Source organism: Koromonas soli (genome assembly GCF_059726265.1).
The window spans coordinates 3,058,610-3,078,343 of the sequence record NZ_AP040872.1 but is presented as its reverse complement, the minus strand read 5'-3'; the positions used below and the strand labels follow the sequence as shown (position 1 = coordinate 3,078,343).

Here is a 19,734-nt window from a genome sequence, read left to right as displayed (position 1 = left end):
CTCCAGTCATTAGCATCCCCCCACGCTCATAATGATTCCGCCCGCGATGGTCAGCGTGCACGAGCCTATCGTCTTGCTTCCCGTGAATCCGTCGGCACTTCCGACTTGGTACGCTTTTCCGGTCGGGATGTTGACACCACTAGAGAAGGTAGCTTTTCCAGCGTTATCGACACTGCCCACGACAGTCGGAGAAGGACCTCCAGAGCCAAACACGACGCCACCCGTTCCAGTATTCGGCTGGATGTTGACATAGACTCCATCGCCGCCCATGGAGTTTACGTATGACGCCGATCCTCCAAGGAAGCCGAGTCTGGATACTCCGTGAGTACTGTCAGCGAGCCAGAAGTTTCCACTGGCATCTTTAATGAGCTGCCAGGAAACAGTGGTGCGATCGTAGAAGTTGAAGTACGCGTTCTGCGCGGTTGTGTCGCCTGCTCCGACGCCTAGATTTGCATCTGCATTGGCGTGGTTATGAAACAATCCAACGCCTGACACGTTCAGTGATCCTTCGACGTTCACGATTGGCCCGAGAGAAACGATGCCGTAGAGAGCACCCCTGCGTATATATGAGTAGTTCCCGGTCCCGGTGAAGTCGGCGACAGGAGCGCCTGTACTGCTGAATGCTCGATTGGTGCCAAACCGAAAAGCGGCAGCGGCATGGTTCGAGGATGCGAGCGACCCACCCGGGGCAAGGTATTGGAACGTGTTGTCCTCGACGGTGAGCGCCACAAAGCTTGATGGGTCTGGAGTTGTCGGATACGAAACTTGGAGCGGCTTCTGAACGCTACACAAGCCCTCGTTCGACGCGCAATACATGGTGTTACCAACGTATCTCCCATCGAGATATACGATTTTAGATCCATTGGAATTGTCGACAAAGATGGCCTGCGAGGGCGCGCTGTTTCCGGACGTCATCAGCAGCCGGTTCCCAACAAAATTGAAACCTGTAGCCTGGGCTGTTGTCCCTCCATCGTGCAGATGGTAGGCGCGGGCGATATTCTCCATCCAGTTTCCCTGAATCACCTGGCTCGCGATCGAGCCCGACATCCGAAATACGTCGCCTGTCACGATGTAGGCATTCCCGTCGTAGAACTTCGTGTTCGTGGCACCAAAGATGCGCTCGGTGAGAACCCATATCGTGACATCGCTGGTTACGGAATCCTCGGAGCGACGGAGGAACAGTGAACATCGCGGGCTGGATACTCATCAGTGTGGCTGTGGCAGCCGGAGCCTATTACTTGGCATTAGTCGCCTCGCTGCTAGGATTTCGGCTGCCTACCCTTCGCGCACCTTATTGGGTCCGCGCTCGCCGCGCCGCTGCTGTCCGCCATGCCTGCTATCGACAGCGCTACTGCAACTGCTCCATCTACATTTTGTCTGCCGATGAAGCTTTGTATGTCTGTTCCACCCACGGTCTGATTCACCTCACCATCGGAGAGCAGCAGGTAAATAACCTTCGCGCCTATCTGCAAGATCGTCGAGAGGATGCCAATGACTGACGTCGAGCGCATCAAGCGCGCACTCGAAGAGTTCCGTCAGGCTGTGCAGGAGCGAGATCCTGATCGCAAGCCGGTCACACAGCAGACATTCAAGCGCCTCCCGCTTTCCGTGCGCAATTGGTACGCACGGCGAGCCCACACGCATGAGCTTCCCACTGAACTAGCAATGCGTTGCCTTGTGAACGACTTCTTAGCCGCCAGCTACATCGCGACTGGATGCAAGAGTGTGGATGGATACAAGGTGCGCCGCACTGGATCTCGCTCCGCAAAGATCGATTGGTCCTGTTATGCGTCCCCGATCACAAAGCCGGAGGTTCGCGATGCCCTGTGAGTACATCAAGTTCGGAAATTCCTGGGGGATCATCCGCACCAGTGGAAAGCGTCCAAGGTTTTGCCAGTTCTGTCACGAGCGTCCAGCAACGAAGCTCTGCGATGCAAAAGTAATTCATCACTCCACAATGGGCGAGGGAACCTGCGACGCCGCGATCTGCGACATGTGCGCAACCAGCGGCGGCAAGAATATCGATTACTGCCCAAAACATAAGGATGAGGCCAAGCAAGGAGAACTGTTCTGATGAGCCGGAAAGCCATCGACGGAAATGCTCCGTCCCTGTTTGATGAATTAGAAGCTGTCCAGGAAATTGCGTCTCTAGCTCAAACAGTTTCCAACGGAGCGGACAGCGTTCCAACAACCGACCCGGCAGTTGTCCAGGCGTTCATTCATCCGAAGACAACGGGGCGCTGTATCAAAAAGCTGCAGTTCTTTACGGGCCGCACTGCTGTCGAAGAGGGGCCAGTTGAAATAGAGCATTCACCAGGCGGAAGCATGATCTACATCTACGTCGATGGACATCTCGCCTTCACGTTCTTTGGGCTCGAAGAAACAGACCTTAAGACGTTTCATAAGCACTTCGCGGAGATGGCGCGTGACGAATAGCGACGAGGAACTCTTGAAGGAGATAACTGCCACTCGGAACTCGCGCGCGAAAGCTCTGGGTGGAAAGAAAGAGATGGTGCGCCGTATCGCCGCATGCTCTCCAGAGGCCATTGTCGAAGCGATGCTCGGGGCGTACTTCACGTACGCAGATCGCTTCCTGGAGGAATGCGAGACGTACGAGTACCACGTCAGATACAGCAAATTGCAGCGCGAGCTAGATCGACTGAATGCAAAGCCGAACTGCAGCGAGCGAACCATGGAACGGACTTGCGAGATCTTCGACGAGATGGATGAGTTGGATCGTGTCCATTATCCGGATTCAGAGAAGCCAGCGCGCCAGCCTCTCTCCAAGAAGTATCAACGCATTCATGAAATGCGTGCCCGCGCCGCAGAGAGAGCGAAGGAGGTGTAGCGTGCCCTGGCTCAAGATTCGGACCAAATATCAGCGCGCAGCATTTGCGGTTCAGCTCGCCCAAGAGCTGCAAACACACAAAGATCCGAAGGTGTCCGCGATCGGCTCCTGCATCACCGCCGTGCTTGCCGCACCGATCGAACTGGTACAAAGCCACATTCTGAAATTGCTTCGCGAATATCCCGAGATAGCGGCATCACTGGAATTAGAGGTGATAGAGCGGGCACAACAGCTTGATTTTCCTGAATACGAAGTGGCCGACTCAGGGATTATGGAGGACCTTGATGTCTAAGATTACCGCTCCCCAGCTCAAGCGCTTGCAGGTCCTATATGCGCAGTATTCAAAAAGGCGCACCATCGATCTCGACAGCTCGCGCGAGTGCCGCTTGCAGTGGGCGAGCGAGCAGCTCGGACGAATGGTCGCATCGTTCAGCGAGATCTCCATTGATGATGCCAGCGCGCTCATCAACACCCTGCAGGGCGCACTTGGAATCGCTCCGTCTCCGCGCCGCCGCCGTCCGCGCACCAATTCTCAAGCTGCAGGTACCGAAGGCCGCCGCGATAGCCAGCAGAACATGCGCACGCTGCCAACACAAGCCGATTTGGACCGCATTCAGAGCGCCTTGCAGCGATTGGGTTGGTCGCAGGCCCAGTTCGAGGCTTGGCTGCGCTCCACGCGCTCTCCGTTGGCCCGCAAAGTAGGTTCTACTCGCGTTCCGCCTGCGGACATAACGCTTCGCACGCTGCATGACTGCAACCGGGTTTGGTGGGCCTTGAAATCGATGTTGAAAGGAAATGGAGCATGGCACAACTAGACGCAAGGAAAGCTCTCGAAAATCGCCTGCGGCAACGAATCGCTCAACTCATTAGCGAAGATCCAGAGGTTAGCGATCTGCGCCGAACGTTGCGCGCGTTAGGAGTTCTCCAGTGCTCGCTCTCATTGGACATCGAAAACGGATGGCCCGAGGAACAGGAAACACTACCTTGCTTTCTTCGCATGACGGCTGCCGATGAGAAATGGCTGAAGTCGCTGCACATCATTCCAGATCCAGAGATTCAGTAAAGGGGCCCCGCCAAGAATGAGATATTGCGGTCACTGTACGCAGCCACTACTGAGGGATGGGAAGCCGGATTACACCCGCTATTTTTGCTCTCCCGATACGTGCGGCAAAGCCGATCGCGCCGAGCGTATTGCTTCAAAGCGCGCCAAGGCGAAAGACGATTTAGAGCGCCGCATCGCGCGCGCAATTCGCGCCCACTGTAAGACTTGTAAGGACAGCTCGCGCTGTGCCGGATCGCAGCGCGCCAGCGAGCGGGTGCCTGAATGAAGTATCGCGCCAGTGATTTCCTTGCATTGCCCGAGGTGGCGAAAGCTCTTGGATGTTCTAGGCAAACGGTGTACCGGCTGATCGAATGCGGAGAGTTGCAGGCCATGCAGCTCCGCGACAACGGCTGGTGGAAAGTTCTAGGGCGCTCGCTGGACCAGTATCTCCAACGTCGTATGGGCTCCAGGCGTCAACGCCCGGAAACAATCAAAAGCACGGTCCGCGACAGCAAGAAACGATCTCAGGGAAGGATACGATGAACGCACAGAAGCACGCTCCTATGAACGGCCAGATCAATCTCCCACTCAAGCATGAACGCTGCGTTGCCCCTCAGCGCGCCGCCTATATTCTGTCCTCTGCTTTGGGTCACGGATACTCGCGTCAGTCCGTGTATCGGCTGGTTGAAAGCGGAGATCTGAAGGCCCATCGCGTACGGCGCGGTGGGCGTATCTGGATCGAAGTGGACTCTGTCCTGGAACTCATCAATCGGACGCTGAATGAGCCCGCTATTTAGGCTCAGGAAAGGATGATTGTGGTGCGCCTCATTGATAAATCGGTAAATAGATTCCGATCCGATAAGCGGCGCTCCTCTGGTTGTGACTCGTGTCCGTTGGATTTTCGCGGACTAGACGCTTCCATCAGCGGTGTCCGTAGGAATATCTCGCGACCGATCAGGTACTTACGCATTCCTTCACCCGGTCCGTTTGCGATGTCCGTTGGATTTCAATCGCAAGAAGTAGTTATCAATAACTTGCGGACGACATTTGGCCACGCGCTGACGCTTACTGCCCCACAATTCTGCTCCGGGGCTCTCGCGGTGAACTTGGTCCATGCCGCCGTATGGATTGCCTAACCTGCTGATTTCGCGTGAGGTTGCGCGCACATTTCCCGCCGCTTCACCCCACTTCCCGCCATATCCCCTTACTGCCCCATAGTCCTGCTAGTCTCAGCTCTTGTTCTTGCCGTGGTTCTTGCTCTTGCCGTGGTTCTTGCTCTGTGTGTTGCTGTTGCTATTGTTTTTTGCTTTTGCTCTTAAAGTGTCATCCTGAGCGCAGCGAAGGACCCCAGCCATCTCCCAGTCTCCTCCGCCGCTCCAGGTCACCAACCACCAAACCCCACGCTCAGCAACCGGTCAGCTGCCCACATCCGCCCTCCTTTGGCGAATGTGGGATAGCAATCCAACCTTACACACTCAACAACCGATCAAAGAACGACCTGTACCTCTGCAGCGCCACCCTTAAATCTTCCGTCGAAACGTTCTCCCCCTGGCTCCACTGTTTCTCCAGGCCCGAGCGCTCATTGGCAAATCCCTGTGCCAGCCGCTGCATCACCATGGCGACCAGTTTATCGGCATCCTGCACTGTCCTCCGCGGCTCATCGACAAACCCCGTCTGCACCCTGATCCACTGTGAACGGAAGTCATTCATCTCCGATTCCGAGAACAGCGGCATCGGATTCGCATGCGAGTTCATCTGTTGCGTCCGCTCCTGCACATGCTGAGCGCGGTCATCCTGCATGCGAACTTCCTGCGGACGCATCTCGCGCACTCGCTCATCCTGCACGCGTTCCCGCATCTCCTGATGTTCCATCTGTGCTTCGCCCTCAACCGGCTTCACCAGCCGCGGACGCTCCGCCGCATTGATAGCCTCTTTCGTCGTGTCCTTCGCCGGAGTCTCATACCCCGCCAGTTCAGCCGTTGTCAGTTCGCGTTTCTGCGGATTGATCTGTGCCATATTTTCTACCTCTTCCCTGAATTCTTTCTATGCTGTGCAGTTCCGTTAAGCTACTTCGCGATTCGTCTGTCCTGTCGTCGGCACGCTCACCATGTCTTCAAAGAGCGTGCGATAGTGGATCATCGCCTTGCGCAGATCTTCCGTTCCTGCCTCGTTGTTGCGTACCCGGTTCGCGATGGTGTGCGCCGCGCGATAGTTCTCGACCACCACCGGATGATCCACCGAAATATCCGCTGCGCGTTGTTCGAAGTCGCTCACCGGATATCCCCGCGTCTGCATCACCATTCCGATCAGGTCATCCGCTTCGGCCACCGCACCCTTTGGCGAATCCACAAATCGCAACTGCAGCGCGTTCCACTGGTTGATAAATCTGTCGCGCTCCATCGGGCTCAGTTCGCGAATGCTGAGTTTCTCTACCCTTCGCGCGCGCTCTGCCAACTCCGCCTCTGCCCTACGTTCCGAGCCAACATCGCGCACTGCCCGGTTGTATTCCGGCCCGAAGCGCTCGCGCAGTCTGGCGCGCGCAGCTGCACGATCTCGCGCGTAAATCACGGCCAAAACAATAATCGCGACGATCACCACCGCCGCGAGCACAATGTATTTCGGTTCTATCTGTGAAAGGTTCATGGGCGTCCTCTGTCCCCCTCTGGGTGAGTTCTCCGCAAGCTAGTTCTTTGCTTTCGCTAACTGCTAAATCGGATTCGCCCTCGCGCCTTCAGGTGGCCTACGCGCAGGCAACAATGCAGTGGTGCGCAATTCCCTACGCCCGATGTTGTTGTGCTGAGAAAAACAGGTAGCCCACATCCGCCTTCTTTTGGCGAATGTGGGATTGCAAGATTTCCAATTATTAGCCGGAACTTCCAGAGAGTATAGCCAGCAGGAACTGAGGCCCCTACCCTTACGGCGCAGCCCGAGCGTGGGACTTTCTTCGCGAGACTACCACTACTACCCCAGCCGGTTCAGCCCATCCACATAGGCCTTTGCGCTCGCCTCGATGATGTCCGTCGAAGCGCCACGTCCCATTGCGCGCCGCCCATCGTCTTCGAGATGCACAGTCACCTCACCCACAGCTTCCGTGCCCGAGGTCACTGCTCGAATGTCATACTTCACCAGTCTCGCCTTCGTCCCTGTCACGGTCGAGATTGCGCGATACACGGCATCCACCGGACCATCGCCAATCGCCGCTCCCTCGCGTGTCTTTCCCTTGATCAGCAGCCGCACTGTTGCCGTCGGAATCGCCGAGGTTCCGCTGTAGCTGTGCAGATACTCGAGCTTCAACGCCTGCTCCGTCGGCGGCAGCTCATCGTGGATCAGCGCCATCAGATCTTCGTCCAGAACTTCCTGCTTCTTGTCGGCGACCACGAGGAAGCGCTGATACATCGTCTCCAGCTCCGCCTTTGACAGCTCATACCCAAGCTTTTCCAAACGCGATTTCAGCCCATGTCGTCCCGTGCGCGCCGTCAGCACCACCTTGCTATCCTCAAATCCCACGTCCACCGGACGCATAATCTCGTACGTCTGCCGGTCTTTCAAAAATCCATCCACGTGAATGCCCGAGCTGTGTGAAAACGCGTTCGCCCCAATCACGGCCTTGTTCGCCGGCACCGGCATACCGAGCATATCGGCCACCATGCGGCTCGTGCGGTAGAACTCCTTCGGCTCCACTCCCGTCGTCAGTTCGTAATAGTCTCCGCGCGTGCGAATCCCCATCACTACTTCTTCCAGCGCCGCGTTTCCTGCTCTCTCGCCAATGCCGTTAATCGTGCCTTCCACCTGCCGTGCTCCATTGCGAATACCTGCCAGCGAATTCGCCACCGCCAGCCCCAGATCGTCATGGCAGTGCACGCTGATCGTTGCCTTCGCGATGTTCGGCACGTTATCGCGAATCCCGGCAATCAGCGCTCCATACTGCTCCGGCACCGTGTAGCCCGTCGTGTCGGGAATATTCACCACCGTCGCACCTGCATCGATCACCGCTTCCAGCATCTGGTACAGGTATTCAGGCTCTGCGCGCCCTGCGTCCTCGGCATAAAACTGCACATCTTTCACCAGGTTTCGTGCGCGCTTCACCGCTTCAACCCCGAGCGTGATCAGCTTCGCCTTCTTGGCCGCCAGAGTCTTACCATAGCGGTCATCCTGGAACTTCCCCATGATGTGAATATCTGACACGCCAATGCCCGTGTGGATGCGGCCCTTCGCGGCCTTCGCCAGCGCCTTGCCGCACGCTTCAATATCGGCTTCCACCGCCCGCGACAACGCGCAGATCGTCGGCCCTTCGATCTCCATCGCGATCTTCTTCACCGCGTCAAAATCTTCCGGCGAAGACGCCGGGAACCCTGCTTCGATGATGTCCACCTTGAGACGAGCTAGTTGGCGCGCGAGCGTGATCTTGTCGCGACTGCCCAGCCGTGTTCCGGCTGCCTGTTCGCCATCTCTCAATGTGGTGTCAAATACAGCTATTTTCGAAGTAGTTTTCATTCCTGCATCCTCATACGAATGTTGTTGGATTGGCTAGACGGAGGGAAGCCTTACAGTTCCAGCATACAGCAGCGGCCCATTCCAAACGCACCTATAAGCCGATCGAATGACCCAATCAGTTCATGTCTTCCTTTGCCACATGGTGGCCCACATCCGCCCTCTTTTGGCGAATGTGGGATTGCAATGCCTCCACGATTGCACTCCCGGCTACCCTACCCTTCCGGCGCAGCCGGAGGATGGGGCTGTTTGCCTCCCACCTGCATCTACTCTCCCGACAACAACCAGCTTCTCCGCTTTTAATGAGGTTTTTTGCCCCGAGTAGTACAACCCGTTTACAAATCTTCACAACTCACAGGGAGTTCGAATCCGCCGGGCTGAAATTCACCTTTGGATGAGCCCGCCTCTTGCCACCTTGCCACCACATTTCAGGAGAGAACGATGAGACTACGGTCGTTTAGGAGATGGTCGAAGTTGACGGCTTGTCTTGCGCTTGTTGCGCTTTGGGCTACATCCGCCAGCGCTCAACAGGTTTCATTAAGCGGAACATCTGCGCCGGTCACTCGCGAGTTTTCAAGTTCCGGACCGGGAGATGTAACCAACGCGGAGTTTCCCGAGCAACTGGATAGCGAGGAAGGTCCGGCCGCATATAGTGGAAGCATCGTAAACAAGAGCTTGTCCAAAGGCGTTGGCCCCGGCGCATCCGTGACAAGCGGAAAGAAAGCCAAATCTAATCCTCAATTCAATTTCGGCTTTGAGGGCCTCAACTTCTTCCAGCAGCGCTATGCTCGCGGCGGAAACCAGTTCTCCGTCGAACCTCCTGATCAGGGCTTGTGTGCCGGAAACGGATACGTGCTCGAAGCCGTCAACGACGTGCTCAACATCTTCAACACCTCCGGCCAATCCGTGCTGCCCGACAATACGGCCACCAACATCGTCGCCGGAGTCCCGACCAACGTAAATCACGCCGTAGACCTCAATTCGTTCTTCGGATATGCTCCGGCCATCAACCGCACTACCGGCGTTCGCGGACCGGAAGTCACCGACCCCAGTTGCCTTTACGACGCGGCGACTCAGCGGTGGTTCGTTGTGATCCTCACCCTCGACACCTTCCCCAACGGAGCCCTGACCACTGGCAATCACCTTGACCTCGCTGTCAGTCAGACGTCCAATCCCACCGGTAGCTGGAACATCTATCGCATCAACGTCACCAACGATGGCAGCGTAGGCACCATCGGAGGCCCCTGCCCCTGCCTCGGAGACTATCCGCACATCGGAGCCGATGCCTACGGAATATATCTCACAACAAACTCCTACCCCTTCGGGCCAGGTGATTTCGATGGCGCGCAGATCTATGCGCTCTCCAAGGCCCAACTCGTTGCCGGTGCTGCCAATGTCAACATCGTGCACATCGACACCACCGGAACAGTGCACGCCACCTCCCCCGTCGCCCAGACCGAGGCCGGATTCACCGTTTGGCCGGCTCAGTCTCCGGGCGTAAACTCCTTCGATCTGAATGCTGGCGGCACCGAGTACTTCCTCAGCTCCAATGCAGGTGGAGAAGCGGCAGGCAATGCCTATACCGGCGCCTCGACCAACCTCATCGTATGGGCACTGACCAATACTTCGTCTCTGAATTCGTCCGCACCCAACCTGACCTTGACCAACAAAGTGCTCAGCGTTGGTCAGTACGGAATTCCGCCAAAACAGAGTCAGCCCGGATCGGGCACACTTGCCACCACCAGTACGCCGCAGGGATTCTGCATCAACGACACCACCACTCCGACCATCGCTGGAGTTGGCTGCTGGCGACTGCTGTTTACATCGCAACCCGCACACAATGAGGTGATTTCGCGGCCTGACTCCAACGACACCCGCATGCAGCAGGTCATGTATGCCAACGGAAAGCTCTGGGGAGCGCTCGACACGGCCCTCAATCCCGATGGCGGCCAGCAACGCGCGGGCATCGCGTGGTACATCGTCAAGCCTGACACTTCCACCGGCCAACTCAGCGCCAAACTCTCAATGCAGGGCTACCTTGGAGCTGCGGGCCACGACTTCACCTATCCCGCCATCGGCGTCACCTCCAGCGGACGCGGCGTCATTGCCTTCACCGACACCGGCGACACCACGAACCCAAGCGCGGCCTACGCCGCCATTGATGGCATCGTGGGTGTCAGCGTTTGGAACGATCTTCCCGGCGGCCTCGGTGCTGCTCAGGACGATGGCTTCACCAGCTATAAGTCGCAGGTCGGCAATCCTCCCAGAACCCGCTGGGGCGACTACGGTGCAGCGGCCGTCGATGGCAACTCCATCTGGCTTGCGAGCGAATACATCGCAAGCGCGTGCCCATACCTGCAGTGGGGAGGGCAGTTCTTCGTCGGACAGACCGGAGGCGATAACAAACTCGGCACCTGTGCCGCATCGCCCGGCGCTGCCGGATCCCGCGGCGCTCTGGGCAACTGGTCCACGCGCATCAGTAAACTCACGCCGTAGTGTTTGACCACGACCTAAAAGGGACTATCCCCTGTGGATAGTCCCTTTCTTTGTTTAAAGCTTAGAAATTCGCGCTGTTTTCGGGTGAGTTTACTTCTTGTTCGCTGCCGCCTGCGGTTCCAGCTTGCGCGCCACCGAATCCAGCACGCCATTGATAAACTGCACCGACTCCGGCGTAGAGAATCGCCGTGCGATCTCCAGCGCTTCGTTGATGATTACCGGCCGCGGTGTCTTCGGAAAGCCGAGAAACTCCGCCACTCCAGCCCTGAGGATATTGCGGTCCACGGCGGCCATGCGTTCCAGCCTCCAGTGTTCCGTGTGTCCTTCCAGCAACTGGCTGATCTCGTCGAAGCGTTCCATCGCCACTCGGAAAATATCGTCGGCAAAATTGCGTACGCTGTCTTCCAGGTCGCGGCGCTCCGCCCAGAATGTCTTCTTCACATGCTCGACCGACTGTTTGCCCATATCGGCCTGAAACAGCATTTGCAGCGCCAGTTCGCGTGATTTACGTCTTGTACCCATGATTCCTTCTACTGATGATTACTTGTTCTGGAGCGTGCGTTTCAGGGCTGCGAGTTCCAATGCGGCCAATGCGGCTTCAAATCCCTTGTTGCCCATCTTCAGTCCAGCGCGGTCAATTGCCTGTTCCAGCGTATCGCAAGTGAGCACGCCAAATCCGATGGGAACCCCCGTCGCCAGCGTCACTTCTCCCACTCCGCGCGTGACTTCATTCACAATTACATCATAGTGCGCCGTATCACCGCGCAACAGGCACCCAATCGCGACCAGCGCGTCATACTTGCCCGTCTCTGCCAGCATCTTCGCCGTCGCCGGAATTTCGAAAGCGCCAGGCACCCGCACAATCTCGATATCTGCTGCGGCCGCTCCCGTGCGTCGCAGCGCATCGGTCGCTCCGCCCAGCAGTCGCTCGGTGATAAAGGCATTAAAGCGCGAGACGACCACGGCGAACTTCATCCCCGTCGCGTCCAGTTGCGCTTCCTTCGTCGGCTGTCGCCAGTTCTCGTTGTAGCTGAAGACGGCCAGCCGTCCAAATCCCGCCGGAACCTCCAGCACAAACAACCGCGCGCCCCAGTCGTGATCCGCTATTTCTTCAACGAACTTGTACCCCTTCGCCCTCGCCGCCTCTGCCACGATGTCGGCGTTATCAACCTCGGCGATCAGGTCAGCCGCGGGCATATCCTGTCCCTTCGCAAGCTCCACCCCTGAATCCAGGGCTTCAAACTTGCGTCCATGAGACCTGCGACCATCCCAAGCTTCGCCCGGAGCGAAGCCCAGTGTTGTAAAGAACTCCTCAAGTGAGCGGAAGTCCTCGTCGGTGGCTGGCAGCAAAAGGCGGTTAAATGAGCGAATCACATCCTCATTTTTATCACAGGTCCCGCCCCGAGGTTCTTTTGCTCTTCCTCTCGCACCTGCCTTCCTGTTGCCTTGGTCTTGCTGTTGCCTTAGCTCTTGTTCTTGCTCCTGCTCTTGTCTTTGGTTGTAGAGGTGTCATCCTGAGCGCAGCAAAGGATCCCAGCCGCCCTGCGCCTCTTCCCCCGCCCCAGATCACCAAACACCCAGCGCTTTTGCCGTTTTTGGCTCCTCCCTACGCCTTCCTAAACTGCGGCACCCTCTTCTCCAGGAACGCTTTTGTCCCCTCGTTCTTATCGGCGGTCCCACAGCACAGTCCAAACATCGAAGCCTCATACGCCAATGCTTCTGCCAGCGGCATCTCCATCCCCTTGTTCACCGCCTCCAGACAGTACCGTGTCGCGATCGGAGCATTTGCAACAATCTTCTGCGCAAGTGCCTCTGCGTGCGTCATCAGCTCCGCCGCCGGAAGCACGGCGTTCACCAGCCCAATGCGATATGCTTCATCGGCTCTCAGCATCTCTCCCGTCAGCATGATCTGCAGAGCCACTCCCTTACCCACCAGCCGTGGCAGGCGTTGCGATCCGCCGTAGCCAGGAATCAATCCCAGCTTGGTTTCCGGCTGCCCGAAGCGTGCGTTTTCCGAGGCGATCCGCAGTGTGCAGGCCAGCGCCAGTTCGCATCCTCCTCCCAGTGCAAATCCGTTGACAGCCGCGATCACCGGCTTGCCGCAGTTCTCAATCAGCGAAAACACGGCCTGTCCGCGCGCTGCCTGGGCTTCGCCGTCCACGCCGCTCAGTTGTGCGAGTTCGCTGATGTCGGCTCCCGCCACAAAAGCTTTTTCTCCCTCGCCCGTCACGATGGCCACCCTCACATCGTCATCATCGCGGACCGTCTGGAAGGCCATCATCAGTTCGCGCAGGGTTGCGTTGTTCAGTGCGTTCAACACCTTTGGCCGCGCGACGGTTACAAATGCAATCTGGTTTCGTTTTTCGTACCGGATATTTTCGAATTGCGTGAGTGCAGGCATAGACCTTCTCCTGAACGACCCAAGAGTGTACCAACGGATGTTGCTGCAGACAATCCAGTGCGGAAAAGCGATTTCTGGGGAAGGGAAGCACACCACTGCGCGGCCCAGGTTGCGCACACTCTTTCTCGCCAACCTGGGGACTATCGTCGTGCTGGAGGAGTACTGTGCCGGTTACGACTCTTCGCTGCGGGTGCGCAGCACGTCGCGGATCTCGCGATTGATTTTCGCTGCGTCACGAGTCGCCTGATCGATCAGTTCGAGCCACTTCTTGTTCGTATCGTCGAACTTGGCTTGGCTGAGGAGGTAGGTTGCCTGCATGATCGTTTCGATTGAGTTGCTCAGGTCGTGCGCAAGCGTGCGGAGCTCCTTGCTGATCGGCAGAGGAATCTTGCGCACTGAATCGGTGTTTGGCTCGGACATGTATCTCCTCTAGTTGTAATCGCGCGCATCGCGCTGAAAATCTATGGATGAGGTCAGGCCCCGAATGGCAGCCCTGAGGTGAGACATGCAATCCAGAAACATCTCTCAACCTCCTACAACCGACAGCAAAACTATAGACGCAACATGCTGATTCCGCAAAACAGCCTCATGCAAATCCCTCATTCTTCGCCAACTGTTCACCACCAAAGTACCTATTTGGTTCTTTCACCCTCAGGTGCCATGTCGTAGGTAATCGGGAAGAAATATTCCATCACCTTAGTGATTCTGCGAACAGCCCTTTTGCCCTGCTCCAGCTAACCTCCATTCAGTTATTCCCAATAACCCATATTCATCCGCAGCACTGGGATCCGGGCCTGTGCGATAGCGCCACTTTCGTCACCAAGAGCTTGGACCTTTGAGGGAAGTCTCATGAAACGCTTCGCAGCTCTTCTGGTTCTGGCTACATCGTCCCTGCTCTTCGCCAGCACCCCTGTGGTTCCCAATACCACCCTGGCCGCCGAAACCGGCAACAACACGAGCACCGCTACCACTTTCACCACGCAGAGCAACGGCAACGAAGGCGCCACCAACGTCAGCAAGGTTTCCATCAAGACGCTCTTCTACCCCGGATTCAACGGCAAAGTTTACGCGCACCTCATGGCCTGGTTCGGTGGCACCAACCACATGAATGTCGGCTATGAGTCCAACAACTCCACCCAGGTCGCCATGCAGGTTACCGACATGCTCAGCCGCGGTCTCGACGGAGCAATCGTTGACTGGTACGGTCCGTACAACACTCGCACCAATGGCGCCACCAAGTTGCTCCGCGCCGAAGCCGAAAAGCGTAGCGGATTCCAGTTCGCAGTAATGGAAGATGTGGGCGCGCTCAACAGCTGCGCCGCAACCTCCGGTTGCAACGTCACCACCCAGATGATCTCCGACCTGACGTACGCTTACAACAACTTCGAAGTCTCCCCGGCCTACATCCGTTACAACGGCCGTCCCGTGGTCTTCTTCTTCGGAGTTGAGAAGTATTCCATCGATTGGTCGCGTGTGAAGTCCAGCGTTCCCGGCAATCCCATCCTCATTCAGCGCAACGCCAGCGCCTTTACCAACTCCGCATTCGGAGGCGCGTTCGGCTGGGTCTCCCCCAACGCTTCCAATCCCTCCGACATCGGCACCGCCTATCTGGACAATTTCTACAACACCGGAATCAATAATCTGCCCGACCTGGCCTACGGCTCTCTCTACAAGGGCTTCAACGATAAGCTCGCCGCCTGGACCGCCAACCGCGTAATGAATCAGAACTGCGGCCAGACCTTCCTCAACGGATTCGATCAGATCGCCAAGTACTACTCCTCGGCCCGTCAGCTCCTCGCCATTCAGCTCGCAACCTGGAACGACTACGAAGAGGCCACCGAGCTTGAGAGCGGCATCGACAACTGTGTCAGCATCAGCGGATCGTCTTCGGGCACCAAGGTCTCCTGGAGCATCACCGGAAACAGCAACACTCTGGATCACTACACTGTCTTCGTTTCCACCGATGGCACCAACCTCATGAAGGTCGCCGACGTCCCCGTCACCCAGACCTCTTATGACTTCAGCGGCTTCGCCCTCGCTGCGGGAAGCTACAAAGTGTTCGTCAAGGCCGTAGGCAAGCCTCTCATGCGCAACCACATGACTGGCGCCCTGCCGCTCACCATCGGTGTCAATCCGCCCACGTCCAACACCAGCACCAGCACCAGCGGCGTCACCGTCACCTCGCCGACGCCGAGCGCCACCATCAGCGGAGCCGTGAATTTCGTCGCCACTGCCAAGTCTGCTAATCCCATCACGTCGATGCGCATCTACGTCGATGGCGTGAGCAAGTACTTCACTTCAGCCTCGAGCCTCAACACCACTCTCACGCTCAGCACCGGCACGCGCGCCGTCACCGTCCAGGCATGGGACAGCAAGGGAACCATTTATAAGACGAGCCTAAGTATCACCGTGAAGTAACAAGCGGTAATTGCAACACAACCTGTAGGGGCGATCGATTCGCCCCTCTTTTTCGTTTTGCTGTTGTCCTTGCTTTTGCTCTGAGCGAAGCGAAGGACCTCGGGGTTGCTCTTGCTTTTGCTCTTGCCCTTGCCCTTAACCATCGTCCTTCGCGAAGCGAAGGAACCCCTATCTCAGCTCCACCACAATTGGCGTATGATCCGAAGGCTTCTCCAACCCCCTTGGCCCCTTATCGATTTCGCAACTCACCAGCCGCTCTGCCAGTTCCGGCGACAGCAAAAAGTGATCAATCCTGATCCCCCGATTGTTCTGAAACGCCTGCCTGAAATAATCCCAGAACGTGAAGCACCCTGCCTCGCCCGGATGCAGTTTCCTAAACGCATCCGTATATCCCATCTCCAGCAGTGCCCGAAACGCCGCTCTCGGCTCCGGCTGGAACAGTGCGTCCTTCGCCCATGACGCTGGCTTATGGCAATCCAGGTCTTCGGGAATAACGTTCATATCTCCGCCCACCACCACCGGGACGCCGTCATCCACCCACGCCTTCATCTGCTTTTTCAGCCGTTCCATCCACGCCAGCTTATACGCGAAGTTCTCGCTCCCCACCGGATTCCCATTCGGCAGATACAAATTCACCACGCGAATTCCATCAATCTTCGTTTCCAGAAATCGCGCGTGACTGTCCTGCTCATCTCCCATCAATGCCGTGCACAGCGTCTCAATCGGAGTTCGCGACAACGTGGCCACGCCGTTGTATGCCTTCTGCGTCACGGCCGCGCTTTCGTATCCCAGCTCCTTGAACGCCTCTGCCGGAAACTCCGTTCCCTTCAGCTCCTGCATCAGCAGCACATCCGGCTGCACCGCACCGAGCCAGGACTTCACATGCTCCATTCGCGCTCGTATCGAATTCACATTCCAGCTAGCGATTTTGATAGGTCATTTCTCCCGGTCAGAATTCACAAACACCACGTACATCATCCCCTGCTGGCCCGCCACTCCCTCCGCATTCGATCCCAGCGTCAGGCTCTCTTCTTGTGCCGCCGGATGCGTATAGATCCGCATCGCTACTCCATCCACCCGAACCGTCATCGCTGTAGCCTTAAACTGCTGCCCCAGCCACCCCGGCACTCCAAGCCGCTCATCATGCGCTACAAAAACCGTTGTGCCACCCGCAACTCTCAACTGCATCAGATCCACGGCTGAATACAAACTCTCGCGCTCGCTCGCCTGCACCCAGTCCGCTCCCGCCAACTCTCGCGGCAGCTCCGTCATTGCCGATGGCGCATCATAATACGCGTTTTTTCCATTCGCCGCCTCGGACTCCACGTGCACCGATCTCCCCGCTGGCCCCGAATAGTTGAACCCCCGCACAAACTTTCCACCCACCTCCTGCGCCGAACTCGCCACCGCCTCGATCTCTCCCGCGCTGTTTACCAGATGCGCTTCCGGCACCGCTGGCATCTCCGCCGCCAATCCGTTCTTCGCCGCAAATGCCGTTGTCTCCAGCCGCACCGCCGCCCTGCGCAGTCCGTCGCTCTTCGCCTCCAGCGTCGCCACCCCCGCCGTCCTCGTTGCCCGAATCGCCACCCGGTTCACGCCCGCCTCCAAATCGAGATAGCGATGATTCGTCGATTTCACCTTGCCGCTGTTGTATCCCCCACGCCACACTCCCGGCCCGCTCAGTTCAAAATCCACTCGTCCCTGCCACGTCGGAACCCGCTCGCCCCTCGCGTCCACGGCCTCCACATCCACCAGCGCAATATCCGATCCATCGGCCCTCCATCCTCCCGGCCCCGTGGTCGGCGTCATCTCCAGCGCCACCGCCATTCCCGTCGTGTGCTTGCGATCTTCGGCTACTGCCTTCCCCTGGCGATACGCCACCGCCCTCAGTTCACCAGCCGCCCACCGCACATCGGGAAACGTAAACAGATACCCATCCGACCTCTCTCCCCGCCCCAGCGACACTCCGTTCAGAAACAGCTCCACCGTGTCGCCATTCGATGCCACGTATACCGGCTTCCTCGTCCCCTCCGGATAATTCCAGTGCCCCACAATATGCACCTGCGGATCGCCCCTCCACATTGCCGCGCAGACGAAATAAGCCTCTTTCGGCAGCCGCACGCCATCCACCTCGCCACCTGCGCGTGCCACCTCCACTCCCACACGCCCGCCGCTCGTCGAGTCCGAAAATATCCAGTTCGCTCCGCCCGAGTGATCCCGTGCTCCCAGCTTCCTCACATACTGCGCCACCTGATTCACCGCAAACTGCTCCGACGTCAACTGATACGTCTGCCCCTTCGCCTCCGGATACCCAAAGTTCGGCGGTGTCGCCGTATCCCACACTCTCCGCGGAGACTCCTCGCGATCGTATTCACCCTCCACTACCGGCAACCCGGCAATCTCTCGCCCGCCCTCGGTCCCCACGCCCACTTCCATAAACTCCGCTGTGATCTTGTCTGCCCTCCGATACCCCACCACGCGCCCGCCATGCGGATCGTAACGATCGACGATGTCATGCAGCTCTTTCGCATGCTCGCGCGTCACCTTCTGATTTCCCGCCTCCCACATCACAATCGATGGATTGTTCCTGAAATAGATCACCGCATCCCTGAAAGCCTCCACCCTCAGCTTCCATGCTGCCCTCACCGTGTCCGACTCTCCATCCACCCCCGGCTGATCCACCACCATCCCCAGCCTGTCCGAGGCCGCAATCTGCGCCGCGCCTGCCGCCGCATGTCCCCAGCGCACAAAATTCCCGCCCGCACTCTTCATCATCTGCAGCGTGTAGAAATGCATCCAGTCCGGCAACGCCGCTCCCAGCCCCGGCCACTCGTCGGTAGGTTTCTGCCCCCACCCGTGCAACTTCACATGCTCGCCGTTCAGAAAGAATCCTTGCTTCGCATCCCACCTTGCCACGCGAATCCCTAGCGGAACCTCGCTCCGATCCACGGCCTCGCCCTTCACGACCACCGTGCTCACCACCCGATACAGCGTCGGATGCTCCGTTGACCACATCTCCGGCTTCGCAATCGGAGCCTTCAGCGTGAACGTCCTCCGCTCGCCCGCCCCCATCGCGGATGCTTGCGATGCCGACGCCGCCAACCTCCCGCGCTCATCCATTACCTCTATGCGCAGTTCAAATTGCTGCCGTGTCGCGCGCCCATTCACGATGGGCACTTCGACTGCGATCTCCGCCGCGTCCTTCTCCACCTTCGTCGCATACGCGTACGGCCCCGCCGTCTGCAAGAAGCTCCACAGCGGAAGCTCCACATGCAGCGGATCCATCACATACAGCCGCACATTGCGATAAATCCCGCCATGCGCCGGATGCCAATGCGGGTTGTTCCATGGAATCTGATCCGCCCTCAGCTCTTCGATGTTTTCCGGCAGGCTCTCATTCTGCTCGCGCGCCATCGCTCCTAAATCCGTATTCGCCACAGGCCCCAGCGCTCCCGCCATCCGCAGAGCCTCCGCCGTCTGCGCATCCAGCGGATCGCGTGCAAACCGGTTGTCGCACATCACGGCAATCACGTTGTCTTGCGCGCCATATTTCAACCGCTCCGTCAGTTCCAGTCCAAATGGCGTAAACCCCGTCTTGCTCGTCCCCAGCAGCACGCCATTCAAATACACTTCCGCAACCTGCCTTACTCCTTCAAACTCGATGAACACTCGCTTTCCGCGATATTTCTCGGGCAGCCGAAATGTCTTTCGATACCACGTCCTTCCGCTCCATTGGTTCTGTTCACCACGATGTCCCGGCAGCGACCAGTCGTCAAATGTATCGACATCATTGAATGTATGTGGAAGCGACACCGCCTCCCACGCAGCGTCATCGAATGAGAATACCTGCGCTCCCGCCGGGTCCGACTTCGTAAAACGCCAGTCCGCATCGAAATTCCAAACCGTCCGCCCCGCCCCTGACGTCGCAAACATCTGCCCGCAAACCAGCGCACAAAACAGCGCCATCATCGTCGAACGCACGTTTTTTCGGATCTTTCTCATGCTCTCCCTGGCCTATCTTTTTTCGCGACACCATTC

The 19,734-nt window shown here is 57.8% G+C and carries 21 protein-coding genes; 11 read left to right on the top strand and 10 right to left on the bottom strand.

Annotated features, from left to right (window positions below):
* Positions 1–9: 9 nt before the first annotated feature.
* A complete protein-coding gene (locus tag AC6IY8_RS13465) occupies positions 10–1,047 on the bottom strand; it encodes a hypothetical protein (RefSeq protein WP_497775038.1) in 1,038 nt (345 codons plus the stop codon).
* A gap of 134 nt (positions 1,048–1,181) precedes the next feature.
* Between AC6IY8_RS13465 and AC6IY8_RS13460 the strand changes: the two genes are divergently transcribed.
* The 9 genes from AC6IY8_RS13460 to AC6IY8_RS13420 all read left to right on the top strand — a co-directional run bounded on the left by AC6IY8_RS13460 (position 1,182) and on the right by AC6IY8_RS13420 (position 4,687).
* Positions 1,182–1,499: a hypothetical protein gene (locus AC6IY8_RS13460; protein WP_497775037.1), complete on the top strand. Its 318-nt coding sequence runs from the start codon at positions 1,182–1,184 to the stop codon at positions 1,497–1,499.
* A complete protein-coding gene (locus AC6IY8_RS13455) occupies positions 1,492–1,830 on the top strand; it encodes a hypothetical protein (RefSeq protein ID WP_497775036.1) in 339 nt (112 codons plus the stop codon). Before AC6IY8_RS13460 ends, AC6IY8_RS13455 begins: the two co-directional genes overlap by 8 nt.
* A gap of 243 nt (positions 1,831–2,073) precedes the next feature.
* The gene (locus AC6IY8_RS13450; protein WP_497775035.1) at positions 2,074–2,436 is read left to right on the top strand and encodes a hypothetical protein; all 363 of its coding nucleotides are present in this window, start codon (positions 2,074–2,076) and stop codon (positions 2,434–2,436) included.
* Positions 2,426–2,848, top strand: coding sequence for a hypothetical protein (locus tag AC6IY8_RS13445; protein ID WP_497775034.1), 423 nt, complete (start codon positions 2,426–2,428; stop codon positions 2,846–2,848). Before AC6IY8_RS13450 ends, AC6IY8_RS13445 begins: the two co-directional genes overlap by 11 nt.
* Position 2,849: 1 nt before the next feature.
* On the top strand, positions 2,850–3,140 hold the full coding sequence (locus AC6IY8_RS13440; protein ID WP_497775033.1) for a hypothetical protein: 291 nt from the start codon (positions 2,850–2,852) through the stop codon (positions 3,138–3,140).
* Positions 3,133–3,663: a hypothetical protein gene (locus AC6IY8_RS13435; protein WP_497775032.1), complete on the top strand. Its 531-nt coding sequence runs from the start codon at positions 3,133–3,135 to the stop codon at positions 3,661–3,663. Before AC6IY8_RS13440 ends, AC6IY8_RS13435 begins: the two co-directional genes overlap by 8 nt.
* Entirely contained in the window at positions 3,651–3,911 is a 261-nt protein-coding gene (locus tag AC6IY8_RS13430; RefSeq protein WP_497775031.1) for a hypothetical protein, read from the top strand. The genes AC6IY8_RS13435 and AC6IY8_RS13430 overlap by 13 nt, the downstream gene beginning before the upstream one ends.
* 261 nt (positions 3,912–4,172) lie before the next feature.
* Positions 4,173–4,433: a helix-turn-helix domain-containing protein gene (locus AC6IY8_RS13425; RefSeq protein WP_497775030.1), complete on the top strand. Its 261-nt coding sequence runs from the start codon at positions 4,173–4,175 to the stop codon at positions 4,431–4,433.
* Positions 4,430–4,687, top strand: a complete 258-nt coding sequence (locus AC6IY8_RS13420) for a helix-turn-helix domain-containing protein (RefSeq protein WP_497775029.1) — start codon at positions 4,430–4,432, stop codon at positions 4,685–4,687. The genes AC6IY8_RS13425 and AC6IY8_RS13420 overlap by 4 nt, the downstream gene beginning before the upstream one ends.
* Positions 4,688–5,357: 670 nt before the next feature.
* Here the strand turns inward: AC6IY8_RS13420 and AC6IY8_RS13415 are convergent.
* The 3 genes from AC6IY8_RS13415 to AC6IY8_RS13405 all read right to left on the bottom strand — a co-directional run bounded on the left by AC6IY8_RS13415 (position 5,358) and on the right by AC6IY8_RS13405 (position 8,384).
* The gene (locus AC6IY8_RS13415) at positions 5,358–5,906 is read right to left on the bottom strand and encodes a hypothetical protein (RefSeq protein ID WP_497775028.1); all 549 of its coding nucleotides are present in this window, start codon (positions 5,904–5,906) and stop codon (positions 5,358–5,360) included.
* Between the two features lie 45 nt (positions 5,907–5,951).
* A complete protein-coding gene (locus AC6IY8_RS13410; RefSeq protein WP_497775027.1) occupies positions 5,952–6,533 on the bottom strand; it encodes a hypothetical protein in 582 nt (193 codons plus the stop codon).
* Positions 6,534–6,851: 318 nt separating this feature from the next.
* Positions 6,852–8,384: a 2-isopropylmalate synthase gene (locus tag AC6IY8_RS13405; protein ID WP_497775026.1), complete on the bottom strand. Its 1,533-nt coding sequence runs from the start codon at positions 8,382–8,384 to the stop codon at positions 6,852–6,854.
* A 438-nt stretch (positions 8,385–8,822) separates the two neighbouring features.
* Between AC6IY8_RS13405 and AC6IY8_RS13400 the strand changes: the two genes are divergently transcribed.
* Complete coding sequence (locus tag AC6IY8_RS13400) at positions 8,823–10,877, top strand: hypothetical protein (RefSeq protein WP_497775025.1); 2,055 nt, start codon at positions 8,823–8,825, stop codon at positions 10,875–10,877.
* Positions 10,878–10,967: 90 nt separating this feature from the next.
* Here AC6IY8_RS13400 and nusB read toward each other — a convergent pair whose 3' ends face one another.
* The 4 genes from nusB to AC6IY8_RS13380 form a co-directional block, all read right to left on the bottom strand.
* Positions 10,968–11,399: a transcription antitermination factor NusB gene (nusB, locus tag AC6IY8_RS13395; protein WP_497775024.1), complete on the bottom strand. Its 432-nt coding sequence runs from the start codon at positions 11,397–11,399 to the stop codon at positions 10,968–10,970.
* Between the two features lie 18 nt (positions 11,400–11,417).
* On the bottom strand, positions 11,418–12,251 hold the full coding sequence (gene ribH, locus AC6IY8_RS13390) for a 6,7-dimethyl-8-ribityllumazine synthase (protein WP_497775023.1): 834 nt from the start codon (positions 12,249–12,251) through the stop codon (positions 11,418–11,420).
* A gap of 232 nt (positions 12,252–12,483) precedes the next feature.
* A complete protein-coding gene (locus AC6IY8_RS13385) occupies positions 12,484–13,278 on the bottom strand; it encodes an enoyl-CoA hydratase-related protein (RefSeq protein WP_497775022.1) in 795 nt (264 codons plus the stop codon).
* A gap of 171 nt (positions 13,279–13,449) precedes the next feature.
* Complete coding sequence (locus AC6IY8_RS13380) at positions 13,450–13,698, bottom strand: hypothetical protein (protein WP_497775021.1); 249 nt, start codon at positions 13,696–13,698, stop codon at positions 13,450–13,452.
* 429 nt (positions 13,699–14,127) lie between these two features.
* Between AC6IY8_RS13380 and AC6IY8_RS13375 the strand changes: the two genes are divergently transcribed.
* Positions 14,128–15,696 (top strand): Ig-like domain-containing protein, encoded by a 1,569-nt coding sequence (locus tag AC6IY8_RS13375; protein WP_497775020.1) that lies wholly within the window; start codon positions 14,128–14,130, stop codon positions 15,694–15,696.
* 168 nt (positions 15,697–15,864) lie between these two features.
* Here the strand turns inward: AC6IY8_RS13375 and xth are convergent, their stop codons facing one another.
* Together xth and AC6IY8_RS13365 are read right to left on the bottom strand one after the other, a co-directional pair.
* A complete protein-coding gene (xth, locus tag AC6IY8_RS13370) occupies positions 15,865–16,623 on the bottom strand; it encodes an exodeoxyribonuclease III (RefSeq protein WP_497778633.1) in 759 nt (252 codons plus the stop codon).
* Positions 16,624–16,632: 9 nt separating this feature from the next.
* Entirely contained in the window at positions 16,633–19,698 is a 3,066-nt protein-coding gene (locus tag AC6IY8_RS13365) for a DUF4982 domain-containing protein (RefSeq protein ID WP_497775019.1), read from the bottom strand.
* Positions 19,699–19,734 lie beyond the last annotated feature (36 nt).

Coding starts and splice junctions, on each gene's coding strand:
- AC6IY8_RS13465 (WP_497775038.1), bottom strand. CDS start 1,047: ATGTCGGGCTCGATCGCGAGCCAGGTGATTCAGGGAAACTGGATGGAG.
- AC6IY8_RS13455 (WP_497775036.1), top strand. CDS start 1,492: ATGACTGACGTCGAGCGCATCAAGCGCGCACTCGAAGAGTTCCGTCAG.
- AC6IY8_RS13450 (WP_497775035.1), top strand. CDS start 2,074: ATGAGCCGGAAAGCCATCGACGGAAATGCTCCGTCCCTGTTTGATGAA.
- AC6IY8_RS13435 (WP_497775032.1), top strand. CDS start 3,133: ATGTCTAAGATTACCGCTCCCCAGCTCAAGCGCTTGCAGGTCCTATAT.
- AC6IY8_RS13430 (WP_497775031.1), top strand. CDS start 3,651: ATGGCACAACTAGACGCAAGGAAAGCTCTCGAAAATCGCCTGCGGCAA.
- AC6IY8_RS13425 (WP_497775030.1), top strand. CDS start 4,173: ATGAAGTATCGCGCCAGTGATTTCCTTGCATTGCCCGAGGTGGCGAAA.
- AC6IY8_RS13420 (WP_497775029.1), top strand. CDS start 4,430: ATGAACGCACAGAAGCACGCTCCTATGAACGGCCAGATCAATCTCCCA.
- AC6IY8_RS13415 (WP_497775028.1), bottom strand. CDS start 5,906: ATGGCACAGATCAATCCGCAGAAACGCGAACTGACAACGGCTGAACTG.
- AC6IY8_RS13410 (WP_497775027.1), bottom strand. CDS start 6,533: ATGAACCTTTCACAGATAGAACCGAAATACATTGTGCTCGCGGCGGTG.
- AC6IY8_RS13405 (WP_497775026.1), bottom strand. CDS start 8,384: ATGAAAACTACTTCGAAAATAGCTGTATTTGACACCACATTGAGAGAT.
- AC6IY8_RS13400 (WP_497775025.1), top strand. CDS start 8,823: ATGAGACTACGGTCGTTTAGGAGATGGTCGAAGTTGACGGCTTGTCTT.
- nusB (WP_497775024.1), bottom strand. CDS start 11,399: ATGGGTACAAGACGTAAATCACGCGAACTGGCGCTGCAAATGCTGTTT.
- AC6IY8_RS13385 (WP_497775022.1), bottom strand. CDS start 13,278: ATGCCTGCACTCACGCAATTCGAAAATATCCGGTACGAAAAACGAAAC.
- AC6IY8_RS13380 (WP_497775021.1), bottom strand. CDS start 13,698: ATGTCCGAGCCAAACACCGATTCAGTGCGCAAGATTCCTCTGCCGATC.
- AC6IY8_RS13375 (WP_497775020.1), top strand. CDS start 14,128: ATGAAACGCTTCGCAGCTCTTCTGGTTCTGGCTACATCGTCCCTGCTC.
- AC6IY8_RS13365 (WP_497775019.1), bottom strand. CDS start 19,698: ATGAGAAAGATCCGAAAAAACGTGCGTTCGACGATGATGGCGCTGTTT.